At 61.0% G+C, this 15,662-nt stretch carries 18 protein-coding genes; 10 read left to right on the forward strand and 8 right to left on the reverse strand.

Annotated elements, in window-relative coordinates; translation table 11 throughout:
• The first annotated feature begins 8 nt into the window (after window positions 1–8).
• Window positions 9–1,121 carry an alpha/beta hydrolase gene (locus AB9K35_RS22885; protein ID WP_369929722.1) on the forward strand — a complete coding sequence of 371 codons (1,113 nt, stop codon included), beginning with the start codon at window positions 9–11 and terminating at the stop codon, window positions 1,119–1,121.
• A gap of 11 nt (window positions 1,122–1,132) precedes the next feature.
• Here AB9K35_RS22885 and AB9K35_RS22890 read toward each other — a convergent pair whose 3' ends face one another.
• The 3 genes from AB9K35_RS22890 to AB9K35_RS22900 are packed head-to-tail and all read right to left on the reverse strand — an operon-like array spanning window position 1,133 to window position 3,438.
• On the reverse strand, window positions 1,133–1,732 hold the full coding sequence (locus AB9K35_RS22890; protein WP_369929724.1) for a Smr/MutS family protein: 600 nt from the start codon (window positions 1,730–1,732) through the stop codon (window positions 1,133–1,135).
• Window positions 1,733–2,785: a murein transglycosylase A gene (locus tag AB9K35_RS22895; RefSeq protein WP_369929726.1), complete on the reverse strand. Its 1,053-nt coding sequence runs from the start codon at window positions 2,783–2,785 to the stop codon at window positions 1,733–1,735.
• Window positions 2,782–3,438, reverse strand: a complete 657-nt coding sequence (locus AB9K35_RS22900) for a Tim44/TimA family putative adaptor protein (RefSeq protein WP_222454369.1) — start codon at window positions 3,436–3,438, stop codon at window positions 2,782–2,784. Before AB9K35_RS22900 ends, AB9K35_RS22895 begins: the two co-directional genes overlap by 4 nt.
• A 114-nt stretch (window positions 3,439–3,552) precedes the next feature.
• Between AB9K35_RS22900 and AB9K35_RS22905 the strand changes: the two genes are divergently transcribed.
• Both AB9K35_RS22905 and secB read left to right on the forward strand, forming a co-directional pair.
• A complete protein-coding gene (locus AB9K35_RS22905; RefSeq protein WP_369929728.1) occupies window positions 3,553–4,062 on the forward strand; it encodes an FxsA family protein in 510 nt (169 codons plus the stop codon).
• A 58-nt stretch (window positions 4,063–4,120) separates the two neighbouring features.
• Complete coding sequence (secB, locus tag AB9K35_RS22910) at window positions 4,121–4,609, forward strand: protein-export chaperone SecB (protein ID WP_222454371.1); 489 nt, start codon at window positions 4,121–4,123, stop codon at window positions 4,607–4,609.
• Window positions 4,610–4,729: 120 nt separating this feature from the next.
• On the opposite strand, the gene dnaQ is transcribed toward secB, so the two are convergent.
• The 4 genes from dnaQ to AB9K35_RS22930 are packed head-to-tail and all read right to left on the reverse strand — an operon-like array spanning window position 4,730 to window position 7,470.
• Window positions 4,730–5,458, reverse strand: a complete 729-nt coding sequence (gene dnaQ, locus AB9K35_RS22915) for a DNA polymerase III subunit epsilon (RefSeq protein WP_222454372.1) — start codon at window positions 5,456–5,458, stop codon at window positions 4,730–4,732.
• Window positions 5,451–6,044 carry a dephospho-CoA kinase gene (gene coaE / locus AB9K35_RS22920; RefSeq protein WP_369929731.1) on the reverse strand — a complete coding sequence of 198 codons (594 nt, stop codon included), beginning with the start codon at window positions 6,042–6,044 and terminating at the stop codon, window positions 5,451–5,453. Before coaE ends, dnaQ begins: the two co-directional genes overlap by 8 nt.
• Window positions 6,041–6,874, reverse strand: a complete 834-nt coding sequence (locus AB9K35_RS22925; RefSeq protein WP_369929733.1) for a shikimate dehydrogenase — start codon at window positions 6,872–6,874, stop codon at window positions 6,041–6,043. Before AB9K35_RS22925 ends, coaE begins: the two co-directional genes overlap by 4 nt.
• Complete coding sequence (locus tag AB9K35_RS22930) at window positions 6,871–7,470, reverse strand: nucleoside triphosphate pyrophosphatase (RefSeq protein ID WP_369929735.1); 600 nt, start codon at window positions 7,468–7,470, stop codon at window positions 6,871–6,873. The genes AB9K35_RS22925 and AB9K35_RS22930 overlap by 4 nt, the downstream gene beginning before the upstream one ends.
• A gap of 407 nt (window positions 7,471–7,877) precedes the next feature.
• Between AB9K35_RS22930 and AB9K35_RS22935 the strand changes: the two genes are divergently transcribed.
• From AB9K35_RS22935 to AB9K35_RS22965, 7 genes are all read left to right on the forward strand, one after another.
• Window positions 7,878–8,333: a CopD family protein gene (locus AB9K35_RS22935; protein ID WP_222454376.1), complete on the forward strand. Its 456-nt coding sequence runs from the start codon at window positions 7,878–7,880 to the stop codon at window positions 8,331–8,333.
• Window positions 8,334–8,507: 174 nt separating this feature from the next.
• The gene (gene rho / locus AB9K35_RS22940) at window positions 8,508–9,779 is read left to right on the forward strand and encodes a transcription termination factor Rho (RefSeq protein ID WP_222454377.1); all 1,272 of its coding nucleotides are present in this window, start codon (window positions 8,508–8,510) and stop codon (window positions 9,777–9,779) included.
• Window positions 9,780–9,807: 28 nt separating this feature from the next.
• Entirely contained in the window at window positions 9,808–11,094 is a 1,287-nt protein-coding gene (mnmE, locus tag AB9K35_RS22945; protein WP_369929737.1) for a tRNA uridine-5-carboxymethylaminomethyl(34) synthesis GTPase MnmE, read from the forward strand.
• 13 nt (window positions 11,095–11,107) lie between these two features.
• Window positions 11,108–12,982 carry a tRNA uridine-5-carboxymethylaminomethyl(34) synthesis enzyme MnmG gene (mnmG, locus tag AB9K35_RS22950; RefSeq protein WP_369929739.1) on the forward strand — a complete coding sequence of 625 codons (1,875 nt, stop codon included), beginning with the start codon at window positions 11,108–11,110 and terminating at the stop codon, window positions 12,980–12,982.
• Window positions 12,979–13,596: a 16S rRNA (guanine(527)-N(7))-methyltransferase RsmG gene (gene rsmG, locus AB9K35_RS22955; protein ID WP_369929741.1), complete on the forward strand. Its 618-nt coding sequence runs from the start codon at window positions 12,979–12,981 to the stop codon at window positions 13,594–13,596. Before mnmG ends, rsmG begins: the two co-directional genes overlap by 4 nt.
• Entirely contained in the window at window positions 13,589–14,398 is an 810-nt protein-coding gene (locus tag AB9K35_RS22960) for a ParA family protein (protein ID WP_369929742.1), read from the forward strand. The genes rsmG and AB9K35_RS22960 overlap by 8 nt, the downstream gene beginning before the upstream one ends.
• A gap of 25 nt (window positions 14,399–14,423) precedes the next feature.
• The gene (locus tag AB9K35_RS22965; protein WP_369929744.1) at window positions 14,424–15,317 is read left to right on the forward strand and encodes a ParB/RepB/Spo0J family partition protein; all 894 of its coding nucleotides are present in this window, start codon (window positions 14,424–14,426) and stop codon (window positions 15,315–15,317) included.
• On the opposite strand, the gene AB9K35_RS22970 is transcribed toward AB9K35_RS22965, so the two are convergent.
• The gene (locus AB9K35_RS22970) at window positions 15,307–15,660 is read right to left on the reverse strand and encodes a YbaN family protein (protein WP_369929745.1); all 354 of its coding nucleotides are present in this window, start codon (window positions 15,658–15,660) and stop codon (window positions 15,307–15,309) included. The genes AB9K35_RS22965 and AB9K35_RS22970 overlap by 11 nt on opposite strands.
• Between the last annotated feature and the right edge of the window lie 2 nt (window positions 15,661–15,662).

The raw sequence follows: 15,662 nt of genomic DNA on the forward strand, positions 1-15,662 counted from the left end.
GGTGAAACATGACTGCGCTGCGTCTTGCCTGCGGTATCCTGCTGCTGCTGGCCTCTTGCACGGATAGGAGTTTCACCCCGACGGTGCCGGAAGCGCTGGAACTGGGTACCCCGAAGACTGTCTTTGCCGCGACCAACCGTGGCGCGCTGCCAAATGGCAATTTCGGTGCCCAGCGGTCCGACGGTATGAGCCTGTTGGAACTGACCGTCTCGATCCCGCCGGAACACAAGCCCGGCTCCCTGAAATTCGGCTACTCGGACCCCGATCCGGCAACCGAATTCACCATGGCCGGCCGGCGCCAGTTCGAGAGCGAAGCCGCGTTTTCCGCCCGGCTGCGTCGTGAGTTGGCCAAGCTGCCCGCCGATCAGCGCGACGTGACCGTCTTTGTGCATGGCTACAACTCGACCCAGGCCGAAACCGCCTTTCGCGCGGCGCAATTGACCCATGACATCGAAATTCCCGGGGCCACGGTCATCTATTCCTGGCCCAGCAAGGGCAAGGCGCTTGGCTATGCCTATGACGGCGACAGCGCACTCTACTCGCGTGATGGTCTGGAACATCTTCTGCGCAGCCTGCAACACTCAGGCGCGCGCCGGGTCATCGTGGTGGCGCATTCCATGGGTGGCTTCCTGACGATGGAAACGCTGCGCCAGATCGAGATCAAGTCGCCCGGCTGGACCGCACGCCATCTTGGCGGCGTGATCCTGATGTCGCCTGATCTGGATGTGGACGTCTTCAAGTCGCAGATGGAGAAATTCGCCGAAGTGCCGCAGCCCTTCCTGATCTTCTCCTCCCGCAAGGACCGGGTGTTGACCCTGTCCCAGCGCCTGCGGGGGCTGGACAACCGCGGCCGGCTGGGCAACCTCACCAGCATCGAGGAAATCAGCGACCTGCCGATTGAATTCATCGATACCACCGCCTTTGCCGATGAGGCGGAATCAAAGCATTTCGTGGCCGCTTCCTCGCCGGCGCTGATTGCGCTGCTGAATGGTGCACGTGAAACAAACGCCGCCTTTGCCCGCAATCCAGACGTGCTGCAGAAGCTGCTGCCCGGTCAGATCGTGATCCGCAACAATGCGATCAAGGTCTCTCTGAAAGATACCGTCGCGGAGGAGCGGTAACGGAAGTCCCGTCAGCGGTTGCGACGGAGATAGACGTAGTAGGCGCCGCTCCCGCCGTGGCTGACATGGGCCGGCGTCACCTGCAGCACCGCCTGGGCCAAGGGCGGAAGCGACAGCCATTGCGGCACCTTGTGGCGCAACACCCCGCGCGGCACCGGCATCGGGCCCGGCTCGTCCCGGTCCTTGCCCTTGCCGGTGATCACCAGCACCAGCCGCTTGCCGGCCCCTTGTGATGACAGGATGAACCGGGTCAGCGCGGGGTGGGCCGCATCAATCCGCATGCCGTGCAGGTCCAGCTTGCCCTCCGGGCGCAGCTTGCCACGCTTCATCCGCCGGAAGGCTTTTCCGTCCATCTGCACCGGTTCGCTCGCCAGGCTGCGCGCCAGCGAGGGCTTCAGGTCATGTTTCACCGGTTTGGAACGCGCCCGGCTGCCGATTTCGAACTGATCCGGCAGCGGCGACACCTGCGGTTCGCGCGGCTTGCCGGTCTTGGCTGAGGGCTGGGCAGGGTAGGGCGACACGGATTTCGAGGCCGGCGACAGGCGCTCGGTCTGGCTCGCGACCTTTTTCCAAAGATCGATCTCATCCTCTGTCAGCTTCCGGCGGCTCATTCAAAGATCTTCCGGCAGCATCGCATAGGCCCGCTGGATCGGCAGCAGCAGCACCATCCGCCCCGGGTCTTTCATGGTTCCCGCAGTCTCGCCGGCGGCATCCCCAGTCCCGACAAATATATCGGCACGCTGCGCGCCCTTGATGGCGGAACCGGTGTCCTGCGCGATCATCAGGCGGCGCAGAGGCATCTCTCCGTCCTTTTCCACCCAGACCGGCGCCCCAAGAGGCGTGTAGGCCGGATCAGCCGCGATACTGCGCATCGGCGTGACAGAGCGGTTCATCGCCCCCAGCGGCCCCTTGGAGGCGGCCACCCTACGGACCTCGCGAAAGAAGACGTAGGAGGGGTTGTGATACAGAAGCTCGCGCCCCTCCACGGGGTTGCGACGCACCCAGGACTTGATCACCTGTGCGCTGACCTGGTGCAGGTTGTAGATGCCGCGGCGGACCAGCTCCTGTCCGATGGATCGATAGGGGTGGCCATTGGCCCCGCCGTAGCCGACCCGGATCATCGAACCGTCCGGCAGGCGGATACGGCCCGAGCCCTGGATCTGCAGGAAGAACAGCTCCACCGGGTCATCCACCCAGGCAATTTCCAACCCGCGCCCTTCCATGACGCCGCTTTCCAGGATCTCGCGTCGGCTGAGCCACTGGTCCTTGCCGCGGGCCTCTGGCGGCATCCGGTAGACCGGATAGCGATAGCGTGCGCTGCGGTGCCGCGCGCCGTTCAGCTCGGGCTCGAAATAGCCGGTAAAGAGGGCAGGGGAACCATCCTCGACCATGACCGGCCGGAAGAACAGCTCAAAAAAAGACCGCGCACCTTCGGGAGGCTGCGCTCGCGCGGCCTTGCACAATGCCCTCCAGTCGGGATCCTTCAGATCGCCACAGGTGCCCAGAAAGGTCTTCAGGGCAGCGGCGTGGTCATCCTCGGCCCAGCCATCCAGTTGCGAGAAGTCGAGGATGCTGTACACGGTGTCGGACTGCGCCTCGGAGGCGGTCATCGCGGCCGCTGCCACGGCAGCGACCCCAAGTGCCCCACGAAGCGCCGCAATCATGCGTCCGTCGCAACCAGTTGCCAGTTGGGATCGTCGCTGCCCATGTCACGGGCAAAGACCCAGGTGTCCTTCTGGCGCTTCACGGCCTTCGGATCGCCTTCGACGATGTTCCCGCTGCGATCCCGCACGACCGAGGTCAGCTCGGCCACGAAGCGCATGGTGATTTCCGCACGCCCGGTCTGGGCGTCAAACTGGGCATCCGCCAGGGTGGTTTCCCGCACGCCGATGAATTCTGCCTCGATCTTCAGGCCCTTGTCTTCCCGCTGGGCGACAGCCTCGACGAAGCTGTCAAAGACATCCTCGGCCAGGAAGGGCTGAATGCTGTCGAGGTCGCCATGTTCAAAACCCATCACGATCATCTCGTAGGCACCGCGGGCCCCCTGCACGAAGTCCTGCACCTGGAACGAGGGTTCGGCGCGTTTCATCTCGGCCAGAGCCTGCGCCTGCGGGCTGCCTTCCGCTACGTAATCGGTGATGTCACGGTCAGGTCCGCCCTCGATCACTTCCAGATCAGGGCGTCGGCTGCGCGCCTCGGACTGGGGCACAGGTGGCTTTTCAAAGCCCTCGCGTGTTCCCAACACGCTTTTCAAGCGCAGGATCAGAAACACGGCAATTCCTGCCAGAACCAAAAGCTGAATCACAGGCGACTCCATGGAAACCTCATGCTAGGCGTTCGTGCTTTGTTTGAAACCAAAGCGTTCAGACCTTATGTAGGTGACGGGCGGGGGCAAGTCTACCGCTCCGGCGAATGATCTCAAGGAAAGCCAATGTATCTATTTCTTGCGTTTCTGATGGTTCCCATCATTGAAATCGCCCTGTTCATTCAGGTTGGCGGCGCCATCGGTTTGTGGCCGACCCTGGCCATCGTGGTGTTGACCGCGGTGCTGGGCACCTGGCTGGTAAAAACGCAAGGGCGGCTGGCGATGGGGCAGTTGAGGTCTTCGTTCCAACAGCTGTCGGACCCGGCCGAGCCGCTGGCCCACGGCGCGATGATCCTGTTTGCCGGCGCGCTGCTGCTGACGCCGGGCTTTTTCACCGATGCCGTCGGCTTTGCCCTGCTGATGCCGCCGGTGCGCCTCGCGATGTTCCGTTACCTGCGCTCCAAGATCACCGTGGCGCAGTTTCAGATGGGACCGGGCAGCATGCAGGGCCGCCACTATCTGGGCGGCTCCGCCCATCCCCGCGGTCGCGGAGAGGTGATCGATGGCGACTACGAGGACGTGACGCCCGGTGAGCGCCGCGACGGCCCTTCGGGCTGGGTCGACGGCCCCCGTTGAGATAGCCGAACCAAGCTGCTAAGCACGGGCAAAAGAATTTATTTGCAGGAGCAACTCCATGGCCGAAAACGGCGAAGCCCAACAGCAGCCTCAGGTCCAGATGAACATTCTGGGCCAATTCATCCGCGACATGTCGTTCGAAAACGTCATGGCGCAAAAAGGCTCCGGCGGTGAAGTGCAGCCCGACGTCAGCGTTCAGGTGAACCTGGACGCCAAGAAACGCTCGGTCGAAAACCAGTATGAAGTCATCACCAAGCTGACGGTCGAGTCCAAGAACAAGGACGGCGGCCAGGTGCTGTTCATCCTGGAGCTGGAATATGTCGGCGTCTTCAACATCGTCGGCGTGCCGGACGACCAGCTGCACCCGTTCCTGCTGATCGAATGCCCGCGCCAGACCTTCCCGTTCCTGCGCCGCATCGTGTCGGACGTGACCCGCGATGGTGGCTTCCCGCCGCTGAACCTCGACAACATCGATTTCGTGGCAATCTACCGCAACGAGCTGGCCCGTCGCCAGTCCGAGGCCGCCGCGGCAGCGCAGACTCAGTAAGGTCGTCGCATATAAGGTCGCAAGACAGGAAACGCCGCTGCACCCCAGCGGCGTTTTTTATTGTCAGCCCACGCGCACGTGCTGGCCGCGTACTGGCAACCTGGCACGGGCGCCATCAGGTCAGCTTGACTGGTTCCACAGCGCGTCGTCACCCAGCTTGGCGACGAACTCCGCATGGGCTGCCTGCTCTTCGGCGGTCAGCCGTGACGGGAGCGGCGCGGGGCGAGGTTGCGGGCGCCAGTCGTCTTCGACCTCGACCGATTTCGACGAAGTCTGCGTGGACAGACCAAAATCCGGCTGCCGACCGCCGATCAACTCCAGGTAGACATCGGCAAGGATCTCGGAGTCGAGCAGCGCGCCGTGCAACGTCCGGTTCGAGTTGTCGATATTGAAGCGGCGGCACAGCGCATCCAGCGTCGCCGGCGAGCCGGGAAACCGCTGCCGCGCCATCGCCAGCGTGTCCACCGCCTGTTCCATCGGCAATTTGGGCAGGCCCATACGCTCCAGCTCGAAGTTCAGGAACTTCATGTCGAAGCTGGCATTGTGGATGATCAGCTTGGAATCCTGAACGAAATCCAGAAACTTCTGACCGATCTTGGCAAACACCGGCTTGTCGCGCAGGGTCACGGCACCCGGTTCGGGTTTCTGCGGCGGCTCCAGCAGGTCGGGGCCGATACCGTGCACGGCAAAGGCCTCTGCCGGCATGGACCGCTCCGGGTTCATATACTCGTGAAAGGTGTTTCCCGTGGGCATGTGGTTCAGCAGCTCCACGGCACCGATTTCGACGATGCGGTCGCCGGAGAACGGGTCGAACCCGGTGGTTTCCGTATCGAGAACGATTTCACGCATGGCTCAGGCGGCTCCTGATGTCGGCAAGGATCTGTGCCACCTGGGCGGCGGCGTGGTCCGGGGTATCGGTTTCGATCAGGTAATCGGCGCGGGCGCGCTTTTCCTCGATCGGCATCTGTTTGCGCAGGATATGTTCAAACTGCTCGGATGTCATGGTGCCACGCGCCAACACGCGCCGGCGCTGGGTTTCCGCGTCGATGGTCACACAGGCCACTGCATCCATCTCGGCATCGCTGCCGGTCTCGAAGAGCAGGGGAATGTCGAACACCAGGATGTCGCTGGCGGCCGTCGCGCGAAACTGCGCCCGGTCTGCGGCCACCAGCGGATGCACGATGGCCTCGATCCGTCGCAGGGCATCGGGATCCTGCGCGATGATGCGCTTCAGGGCAGGGCGGCTGACCGCGCCATTCTCGATGGCGTCGGGAAGGCTCGCCTGCATCGGCGCAACCGCCGCACCACCAGCGGCATAGAGCCGATGAACGGCAGCATCGGCATCCCACACAGCGCAGCCCTGCGCCGCGAACAGCTGCGCGGTGGCCGTCTTGCCCATTCCGATAGAGCCGGTGAGACCGAGGCTGAAACTCATGCCAGAAGCGCGGCGCGCGTGTCGGCGTCGACCTCCGGGCGCACTCCGAACCAGCGTTCAAAGCCCGGAACTGCCTGGTGCACCAGCATGCCCAGCCCGTCGACCACGGTGCAACCGACCTCTTCGGCATAGGACAGGAGCTCGGTCTTGAGTGGCGCATAGATCAGGTCCGTCACCACGGCGTCCTGGCGCAGGCCGTCCAGCGGCACCCGCAGCCGGGGCTTGCCGGTCATGCCGAGGGATGTCGTGTTGACCACCAGCGCGCCCTCCTCGATGATATTTCCGGCCTGGATCCAGTCTTCGACCCGGATGCGGTCGCCGAATTCACTCCGCAGCTGCTCGGCCCGCTCGCGCGTGCGGTTGGTCAGCAGGATCTCGGGGACCCCCGCCTCCAGCAAGGATGCAACAACCGCGCGACAGGCGCCGCCGGCCCCCAGAACCACGGCCGGCCCGGATTGCGGGTCCCAATTCGGCGCGCCCTGATGCAGGTTGGTGATGAAACCATAGCCATCAGTGTTGTCAGCCAGAATGCTGCCGTCCTCGCGGAAGATCAAAGTGTTGGCGGCACCGATGACCTTGGCGCGGTCGGTCACCTGATCGGCAATGCCCATCACCGCTTCCTTGTGCGGGATCGTCACATTGGCCCCCACAAAGCCCATCTTGGGCATCATCCGGATGGCGTCTGCCAGATCCTCTGGCTCCACGTGCATGGGTATGTAATGGCCGGCGATGCCATGCTGCTGCAGCCAGTACCGGTGCAACTGTGGCGACTTGGACTGTGCGATCGGACAGCCGATCACGCCGGCGAGCGGTATTTTGGTCATGGTCATTGGTCGATCACCCCTTGCAGCCCGAGGTAGCTGATAAGCTCCATCAGCGGTAAACCCAAGACGTTGAAGTAATTTCCGTCGATACTGGCAAACAGTCGCACACCTTCTTCTTCCAGCTTGTACGCCCCGACCGCATGGCGGATGCTGTCCCAGTTGCGCTCGACATAATCGGCCAGGTAGGCGTCCGAGGATTTGCGCATCAGCAGCCGAACCTGACCGACATGACGCCAGATCGGCTGGCCATCCCGGTAGATCACCGCCGCCGACAGTAACATGTGGCGTTTGCCGCGCATTTCCTTCAACTGCTCAAGCGCTTCAGCGGCGCTGGTGGGTTTCGACAACAGGCGGCCTTCGAAATCCAGCACCTGGTCACAGCCCAGCACCAGCCGGCCCGGGTGGCGCATGCTGATCTTGCGGGCCTTCGCCTCGGCCAGCGCGTCAGCGATATCGCGCGGCGGCGCTTCCTCCGCCAGCAGGGCGGCCTTGATCGCGGCCTCGTCCATTCGGGGCACATCGACGTCGAAAGCCACCCCTGCCTGACGCAGCAAATGCGCGCGGATTTCGGAACCGGATGCCAGAACGATGTGGGCAGTCATGTGGAAAACCCCGTGGGAAAGACGCTGAAGAGTGCAGGACGTTTTGTATGGTTTTCCGCGCCCAAGTAAAGACTCGAGGGCTTGACGCGAACCTCAGGATTCAGCCGGCTGAGTCGTCCTTTGTGAATCTGGATAACTTGAAATCCGTGGATATCCCGGTTTTCCCGGTTCTTCCCACGGTTATCCCCAATGCCATAAAGACGGCACATTCCTTAACTGCCCTTAAATTTATGGCGCCGGCGGATTTTTCCCCGGATTGGTCCCGCAGTGCTGGAAACTTATCCCTACTGGGGATAAGCGGAGGAAGAGTCACTTATCCACTGGATTCAATGCACCCTACAAAAACATCATCCTTCTAATATTCATTTAATTATTAGGGTGGTCCGATCAGACCGGGGAGAACACCGATGGACCTAAGCAACCTGATGTTCACGCTCTACCCATACGCCAAGTCGCTGCACATCATGGCGGTGCTCAGCTGGATGGCCGGGCTGTTCTATCTGCCCCGTTTGTTCGTCTATCACGTGGAGCAGGCAGAGAAGGTTCAGGATGCACCTGCAATCTTCCTGACCATGGAAGACAAGCTGCTGCGCCTCATCATGCGTCCGGCCATGCATGTGGCCTGGGCTGCGGGACTGTTCATCGTGCTGACCCCCGGTGTGGTCGACTGGAGCTATGTCTGGCCCTGGACCAAGGGTGTTTCGGTGATCGCGATGACCTGGTTTCACCATTGGCTCCTGCTGCGCCACCGCGACTTCCGCGCCGGGCAGAACCGGCTGACCGGGCGGCAGTACAGATTGATGAACGAAGTGCCGACGCTGCTGATGGTGGTGATCGTGGTCTCCGTAATCTTCAAATTCTGACGCAGCGCGGCGCAGAGGTGGGCTGTGGCGGTGAAGCTGTCGCAGCCGGCGTTTGACTCACCCGGAACGAGTCCCTATGTATGGGCCGCAACGCGCCCGTCCGGGCATCCGTGTTTTCCTAACCTGTCGTCTGACAAACCCTCGGTTAAGCGGGGGAGTAGAGGCCGTATCTATATGACCGTGCAATCCCTCAATCTGTCCGATCTGAAAGCAAAAAGCCCCAAAGCCCTGCTGGCGATGGCGGAAGAGCTGGAGATCGAAAACGCCTCCACCATGCGCAAGGGCGAAATGATGTTCCAGATCCTGCGCGAACGCGCAGACGAAGGCTGGGAAATCGGCGGCGACGGCGTGCTGGAAGTGCTGCAGGATGGATTTGGCTTCCTGCGCTCGCCCGAGGCGAACTACTTGCCGGGCCCGGATGACATCTATGTCTCGCCCGACATGATCCGTCAGTACAGCCTGCGCACCGGCGACACGGTTGAAGGTCAGATCAAGGCACCGCTGGACAGCGAGCGCTATTTTGCCCTGACCAATGTCACCAAGATCAACTTCGAGGAGCCGGAAAAGGCGCGTCACAAGATCGCCTTCGACAACCTCACACCGCTGTATCCCGACGAGCGCCTGAAGATGGAGATCGAGGATCCCACCATCAAGGACCGTTCGGCCCGCGTGATCGACCTGGTGGCCCCCATTGGTAAAGGCCAGCGGTCGCTGATCGTGGCGCCGCCGCGCACCGGTAAGACGGTGATCCTGCAGAACATCGCGCATTCGATCGAGAAGAACCACCCGGAGTGCTACCTGATCGTGCTGCTGATCGACGAACGCCCGGAAGAGGTGACCGACATGCAGCGCTCGGTGAAGGGGGAGGTCGTCTCCTCCACCTTCGACGAGCCGGCGACGCGCCACGTGGCCGTGTCGGAAATGGTCATCGAAAAGGCCAAGCGCCTGGTGGAACATAAACGAGATGTTGTTATCCTTCTCGATTCGATCACAAGACTTGGTAGGGCATTCAACACCGTCGTGCCGTCTTCGGGCAAGGTTCTGACTGGTGGTGTCGACGCAAACGCCCTGCAGCGGCCGAAACGCTTCTTTGGTGCGGCCCGGAACATCGAAGAGGGCGGCTCGCTCACCATCATCGCCACCGCGCTGATCGACACCGGCAGCCGGATGGACGAGGTGATCTTTGAAGAATTCAAGGGCACCGGTAACTCGGAAATCGTGCTCGACCGCAAGATTGCCGACAAACGCGTGTTCCCGGCGATCGACATCCTCAAATCCGGGACCCGGAAGGAGGACCTGCTGGTCGACAAGGGCGATTTGGCGAAGACCTTTGTGCTGCGTCGTATCCTGAACCCGATGGGCACCACCGATGCGATTGAGTTCTTGCTGTCGAAGCTGAAGCAGACCAAGACAAACTCCGAATTCTTCGATTCTATGAACACCTGACCGGGCCGGCAGAAAGAAAGGCCACCTCATGGACACGATCTTTGCGCTGGCCTCTGCCCAAGGGAAAGCCGGTGTTGCGGTGATCCGCGTATCTGGACCGCAAGCGCTCGCCGCCGGCGCGGAGCTTTGCGGTCGGACCTTGCCGACGCGGGGCATGACGCTTTGCACGCTGCGCGACGCAGCAGGCGATCCGCTGGACCAGGCGCTTGTGCTCAGTTTTACTGCACCACAGAGCTTCACTGGCGAAGATGTTGTGGAATTTCAAACACATGGCAGCACCGCGGTTGTCTCTGCGGTGCTGAATGCCTTGCAGGAGGTGCAAGGGCTGCGAATGGCTGAGCCGGGTGAATTCACCCGCCGCGCCCTGGAAAATGGCCACCTGGACCTCGCCCAGGTTGAGGGCCTGGCCGATCTGATCGATGCAGAAACCGAAGCCCAGCGAAAGCAGGCACAGGTTATCCTCGTCGGCGGGTTGGGCAAACTGGCCGAAACCTGGCGGGAGAAGCTCATCCGCGCGGCCTCCTTGATCGAAGTCACCATCGATTTTGCCGACGAAGAAGTCCCGGTCGATGTGACGCCCGAGGTTACCGCCCTGCTGTCCGACGTTCAGAAGGATCTGGAAAGCGAAACCGCCGCCGTCAAGATTGCCGAGCGTATTCGATCCGGTTTCGAGGTGGCCATCGTCGGCGCCCCAAACGTTGGAAAGTCGACCTTGCTGAACGCGCTGGCCGGCAGAGAGGCGGCCATCACTTCGGAATATGCCGGCACAACCCGCGACATCATCGAAGTTCGAATGGATCTTGCGGGGTTGCCGGTGACCCTGCTGGATACGGCCGGCCTTCGCGAGACGGACGATCATGTTGAGGGCATTGGCATCGCCCTTGCCCGCCGGCGCGCGGAAGAGGCGGATCTTCGAGTGTTTCTGGCAGAGGATGATGAAGTCCTTGATGTGGAATTGCGCGAGGGCGATATCCGTCTGCGTCCCAAGGCTGATTTGCGCAGTGATCCGGACGGCGCGATCTCTGGTCGCTCGGGGCAGGGAATGGATGCGCTCATCGCCCATGTGTCCAAGGTTCTGACCAATCGCAGCGCCCAGGCCGGCATTGCCACCCGGGCGCGCCATCGCGATGCGATGCTGACGGCACTGGAGAGTTTGACGGAAGCGCAACAAATCTTGCAGCGCGGCCCCGAGTTCTATGATATTGCTGCCGAGGAAATGCGATCAGCCATTCGGGCGCTCGAACTTCTGGTCGGCCGTATCGGCGTAGAAAATCTTCTGGATGAGATTTTCTCAAGTTTCTGCCTGGGAAAGTAAAGGAGTGTTTCACGTGAAACATCCCGCGTTTGATGTAGTTGTCGTCGGAGGCGGTCACGCCGGCACCGAAGCGGCGCATGCGGCCGCGCGTATGGGCGCAAAAACGGCTTTGGTCACCCTCAGCAAGGATGGCATCGGGGTAATGTCCTGTAACCCGGCGATTGGCGGTCTGGGCAAGGGCCACCTGGTCCGGGAAATCGATGCGCTGGACGGGGTGATGGGCCGTGTCGCCGATCTGGCCGGCTTGCAATTCCGTCTGCTGAACCGGCGCAAGGGGCCGGCGGTGCAGGGACCCCGGGCGCAGTCGGACCGCCAGGTCTATCGGCGGGAGATGCTGAAGCTGACGGAAGCGCAGGCCAATCTCCAGATTGTCGAGGGCGAGGTTGTCGACTTTCTGATGGACAACGGCAGCGTCGTTGGCGTGCGCTTGGCTGATGGCAGCGAGATCTCCTGTCGCTCTGTCGTGCTTACCTCGGGCACCTTCTTACGTGGGGTCATCCATATCGGGGATGAATCCCGCCCTGGTGGCCGTATGGGCGACAACCCGTCAGTGCGCCTGGCTGAACGCCTTGATGACTTTGCACTGCCTTTGGGACGTCTGAAGACCGGCACACCGCCGCGATTGGATGGGCGTACGATCAACTGGTCCATCCTTGATGAGCAACCGGGCGATGACGATCCGGTGTTCTTCTCATTTTTGAGCAAGAGTACCAATATCCCACAGCTGTCGTGCGGGATCACCCATACCAATTCGAAGACGCACGACATCATCCGGGAAAACCTGGATCGCTCGGCCATGTACGGCGGTCATATCGAAGGTGTCGGTCCGCGCTATTGCCCATCGATCGAGGACAAGATCGTCCGTTTTGCCGACAAGGAGTCGCATCAGATCTTTCTGGAGCCGGAAGGGGTGTCTGACCATACGGTCTATCCCAATGGCATCTCCACCAGCCTGCCGATCGACGTGCAGGAAGCCTATGTAAATTCCATCCTTGGATTGGAAGAGGCCAAGATCCTGCAACCGGGATACGCGATTGAATATGACTACGTAGACCCTCGGGCACTGTCTCTGGAACTTGCCGTCAAGGATGTCCCGGGGTTGTACCTGGCCGGCCAGATCAACGGGACCACCGGTTATGAAGAGGCTGCGGCGCAGGGGATGGTGGCAGGGCTGAATGCCGCGCTACGCAGTTTCGGGAAAGATCCGATCATCTTCGGGCGCTCGAACAGCTACATCGGCGTTATGATCGACGATCTGACCACAAACGGCGTGAGCGAACCCTATCGCATGTTCACTTCCCGGGCTGAATTTCGGTTGTCCCTGCGGGCTGACAATGCCGATCAGAGACTAACACCCCTTGCCGTGGAGCTGGGCTGCGTCAGTGAGAGCCGGAAGCGGGCGTTTCTGGACAAGCAAGAGAAGTTGTCGGCCGCGCGAAATGCTCTGGAGAGCCAGACGTTCACGCCCAAGAAGATTTCCGAGGCTGGCATTCGGGTCAATCAGGACGGCAACAAACGGAGCGGCCTGGATGTCTTGGCATTCCCGGACGTGAATTTTGAGGATGTCGTGCGTCTGCTACCGGCGCTGGAAGATGTGTCTGAGGACATCCGTCGGCAGGTCGAACGCGACGCGCTTTATGCGAATTACATCGCAAGGCAGGAACGGGAAGTCTCCGCGCTGAAGCGTGACGAAGGCTATGCCATTCCCAAGGACTTCTCCTTCGAAGGGATTGAAGGCCTGTCGTGGGAATTGCAACAAAAGCTGAGCCAGGTTCGACCGGAGACGCTCGCACAAGCGGCCCGAATTGACGGCATGACGCCGGCGGCGCTGGCGCTTCTTCTGGCGCGGCTGCGGAAACCGGCTCGAAAGCAAGGCCGCAGCGCATGATGGATAAACAGTTGCTGGAGCAGCTCCATGTTTCACGTGAAACATTGGAGCGGCTTGAAACGTTTGACGCGGTCATTCGGAAATGGAATCCGCGGATCAACCTCGTCTCCCGTGCGAGCCTGGACGCGCTTTGGACCCGGCATATCGCCGATTCCGTCCAAGTGTTTCGCTGCGTCGAACCTGCCGAAAAATGGGTTGATATTGGCAGTGGGGGTGGCTTCCCGGGCCTGATCATTGCGATCCTGGCGGCGGATGAGGCGCCGGATATGACCGTGACCTTGATTGAAAGCGATCAGCGAAAATCGGCCTTCCTGCGCACTGCTGCCAGAGAATGCGGGGCAAAAGTCACCGTACTGACAGAGCGCATCGAAAAGGCCGCGCCGCAGAACGCCGATGTCCTGTCGGCCCGGGCCTTGGCGGATCTATCCATGCTGCTCGGGTTTTCCGAGCGCCATCTGAAGACTGACGGCGTTGCGCTGCTCCCTAAGGGCGAGCAGTGGAAAAAAGAAGTGGATAACGCGCGTGAGCAATGGCGGTTTGAAGCTGAACCCGTTAAAAGTTTGACAGAACCAGAAGCAGTAATCCTGAACATCAGGGGAGTGGTACGTGTCTGATTTTTTGCGTCCCGACGGGCCTCGGATCATCGCCATTGCAAATCAAAAAGGGGGGGTCGGGAAGACAACAACGACCATTAACCTGGCAGCGGCCATGGTGGAATGCGGGCTCCGCGTTTTGGTCGTTGATCTGGACCCCCAGGGCAACGCGTCCACTGGGTTGGGCATAGAACCAACCGATCGAGAGCTCACCACCTATGATCTTCTGGTTGAAGATGCGGACCTGAAGGATGTGATCCGGGCAACGGATATCGAAGATCTTTGCATCATTCCCGCCACTGTCGATCTGAGCTCGGCAGACATCGAACTCTTCACCAACGAAAAGCGCAGCTTTCTTTTGCATGATGCCCTGCGGCAGACCGCGATGGACGAGTATGAGTGGGATTACGTCCTGATTGACTGCCCGCCATCCCTGAACCTCCTGACGGTAAATGCGATGGTCGCAGCGCATTCTGTCCTGGTTCCCTTGCAAAGCGAGTTCTTTGCGTTGGAGGGAGTGACGCAGCTGATGCTGACCATCCGAGAGGTGCGGCAGTCCGCCAACCCGAACCTCCGGATCGAGGGAGTGGTGCTGACGATGTACGATCGGCGCAACAACCTGTCCCAGCAGGTCGAACTCGACGCGCGGGAAAACCTTGGTGATCTGGTGTTCCGGACCAAGATCCCACGCAACGTACGGGTCAGCGAGGCTCCTTCCTACGCGCAGCCGGTTCTCCAGTACGATAGCAATTCTCTGGGAGCCAAGGCGTATCGGGCGCTGGCCGAGGAAATCCTTAATAAACATCACAAGATAGCGGCATAATGAAAGAAGAATACCGGAGGCACCAATGGCAGATAAAAAGGCAAAACCGCGTGGTCTGGGCCGAGGATTGTCAGCCTTGATGGCGGATGTGAACCCCGAGCCGGTGAGCACCCAGGCGGAAGCTCCGCGCAACGCAGAGATCCTGGTTCCCATCGAGAAAATCGTTGCCAACCCGAACCAGCCGCGTCGGCAGTTCCTGCAGGAAGATCTTGATGATCTGACGGCATCGATCAAGGAAAAGGGTGTTTTGCAGCCGCTCATCGTGCGGCCGACATCCGATGGCAAATACGAGATCGTTGCAGGTGAACGGCGCTGGCGCGCATCACAGGCAGCGCAGCTGCACGAAGTACCGGTCCTGATTCGGGACTACTCGGATCTTGAGATGATGGAAGTGGCCATCATCGAAAACATCCAACGCTCAGACCTCAACGCCATGGAAGAGGCGCAGAGCTACAAGCAGCTCATGGACAAGTTCGGCCACACCCAGGAAAAGATGGCGGAAGCACTCGGAAAAAGCCGCAGCCATATCGCCAATCTGGTCCGGCTTCTGCATTTGCCTGAGGACGTGCAGCAGCTTGTGCAGGAGCGAAAGCTGTCGGCTGGCCACGCTCGGGCGCTGATCACCTCGGACAACGCATCGGAGCTTGCGGCGAAGATCGTCAAAGGTGGGCTGTCCGTACGCGCCACCGAAGCGCTGGTCAAGAAGGCTGCCGCAGGCGGGAGCATCAAGCCAGCCCGCAAGTCGAAAAAGTCCGAGGAAAAGGACGCAGATACGCGGGCTCTGGAAGGGGATCTGTCTGCGGTTCTGAAAATGAAGGTCTCCATCGATCACAAGCCGGGCGGAGAAGCGGGGTCGGTGACGATCAGCTACGAAACCCTGGACCAGCTCGACGAGCTCTGCAATATCCTCAGCCGCTAGGCCGGGACCAGATAAAGATCAGGACGGCCGTAAGAACCACGGCTTGGATCCCGATCACATAGCCTGGCGCCTGCAGTGCGATGGAAATCAGAAAAACGGCGGCAATCGACACGGTTGCCGCCTTTTTTGCGGCTGGCCGGATGGCGCCGTGCTCCTGCCAGTCAATGATCATCGGGCCGAACACCGTGTGGTCCAACAGCCAGCCATGCAAACGCTCCGACGAATTGGCAAAGCAGAAGGCTGCGAGCAGCAGGAAGGGGACGGTGGGGAGCAGGGGAAGCACCACGCCGATGACGGCCAGGGCAACGCTGAGGAGTCCAAGGCCGGCATAGACAAGGCGCATGT

Source organism: Leisingera sp. XS_AS12 (assembly GCF_041224635.1).
GTDB lineage: Bacteria > Pseudomonadota > Alphaproteobacteria > Rhodobacterales > Rhodobacteraceae > Leisingera.